The sequence below is a fragment of the Citrobacter sp. TBCS-14 genome (assembly GCF_005280805.1).
GTDB classification, from domain to species: domain Bacteria; phylum Pseudomonadota; class Gammaproteobacteria; order Enterobacterales; family Enterobacteriaceae; genus Citrobacter; species Citrobacter gillenii.
This window is the reverse complement of sequence record NZ_SZWM01000864.1, coordinates 1-535: the sequence shown is the minus strand read 5'-3', so window position 1 is coordinate 535 and position 535 is coordinate 1. Positions and strand designations below refer to the sequence as shown.

Below are 535 nucleotides of genomic sequence, written 5' to 3'. Positions count from 1 at the left end.
CTGTGGGCCGGAAAGTGGGCGTCGGAAAAAATAATCTCATCACCGTGACCCATTTCAGCCAGCACCTTTAACAGATCCGGGGAAATTAAGGGGGAAATCGTTTTGAGCATGTCACTCGACTCCTGTGAATACGGGTTCTGTTTGTGGATAGAAGTAACGATACTGATAGTCCACCTGCGCGCGAGCCAGTTCCGGAGAGGCAAATTCGCCGATACCGGNTCGCCGATACCGGACCAGGCAAACATCGCTGCACCGGCAACCGTCGTTTCGGCATCATCCAGCACTTTGATGGGAATACCCAGAATGTTCGCTTTTATCTGATTCCATAGTGCATTACGACTTCCTCCACCAACCAGAAGCAGTTCGGTCGCCTGGAAGTGACCGATTTTTTCCAGCGTGTGCAGATTTCTCTGCAACTGTTCTGTCAGTCCTTCCATCGCGGCGCGATAAAAATGCCCGCGGGTGGTATTGAGCGTAACCCCTTGCCAGCCGGCATTCTGAGAGGCCAGCAGGTCGCAGTGCATCTTCACGCCTT

General features: G+C 53.0%; 1 protein-coding gene and 1 pseudogene. Both read right to left on the bottom strand.

What is annotated here, in order from left to right; all coding sequences use genetic code 11:
* Positions 1-110, bottom strand: a 110-nt coding sequence (locus FDX22_RS21760; protein WP_304571801.1) for an RbsD/FucU domain-containing protein, incomplete at its 3' end; no start/stop codon positions are given.
* A gap of 1 nt (position 111) precedes the next feature.
* Positions 112-535, bottom strand: a pseudogene (locus FDX22_RS21755) (FGGY-family carbohydrate kinase); the annotation flags it as partial.